This window comes from Pseudogemmobacter sp. TB195, from assembly GCF_058313095.1.
In genome coordinates this window covers 1-501 of record NZ_JBZEGG010000252.1, presented here as the reverse complement: position 1 = coordinate 501, position 501 = coordinate 1, and the positions used below count along the sequence as shown (strand labels likewise).

General features: G+C 65.5%; 2 protein-coding genes. Both read right to left on the bottom strand.

What is annotated here, in order from left to right; all coding sequences use genetic code 11:
* Positions 1-350 (bottom strand): ATP-binding cassette domain-containing protein (locus AC4FS3_RS29640; RefSeq protein ID WP_491023517.1); only part of this gene is annotated, 350 nt, incomplete at its 3' end.
* Positions 347-439, bottom strand: a complete 93-nt coding sequence (locus AC4FS3_RS29635) for an ABC transporter ATP-binding protein C-terminal domain-containing protein (RefSeq protein ID WP_491023518.1) — start codon at positions 437-439, stop codon at positions 347-349. The genes AC4FS3_RS29635 and AC4FS3_RS29640, both read right to left, overlap by 4 nt.
* Between the last annotated feature and the right edge of the window lie 62 nt (positions 440-501).

The window sequence follows — 501 nt, the reverse complement described above, 5'->3', positions numbered from 1 at the left end:
CGGCGTTGATAGCCCGCCGCATCCATTTTCAGGCCATAGACGCCAAGCTCCAGATTGTCGTCGACGCTTTGGGACCTGAACAGCCGACGCCCCTCGGCCACATGCAGCAGCCCTGCCCCGACGATCGCATGCGGTTTGTCGCGGCTGATGGCGCGGCCGTTAAAGACGATCTGGCCGCGCGATGGCGTCAGCAGGCCGGAAATCGCCCGCAACAGGGTGGATTTGCCGGCGCCGTTGGCGCCGATCACCGAGACAATGGCGCCGCGCGGCGCCGACAGGGATACGCCGCGCACGGCGTCAACGCCGTGATAGGCCACGGAAAGCTTTTCCAGCTGAAGCAACGCGCTCACGCCACGCCTCCCAGATATGCCTCGAGCACGGCGGGGTTGTTGCGGATCTCTGCCGGCGTTCCCTCGGCCAGGCGGGAGCCAAACTCCATCACCACCAGCCGGTCGGTCAGGCCCATGACGAAGTCCATGTCGTGCTCAACCAGCAGAATCG

Bases quoted from the DNA above. Each gene is read 5' to 3' on its own strand.
- AC4FS3_RS29635 (WP_491023518.1), bottom strand. From the start codon at position 439: ATGGAGTTTGGCTCCCGCCTGGCCGAGGGAACGCCGGCAGAGATCCGC.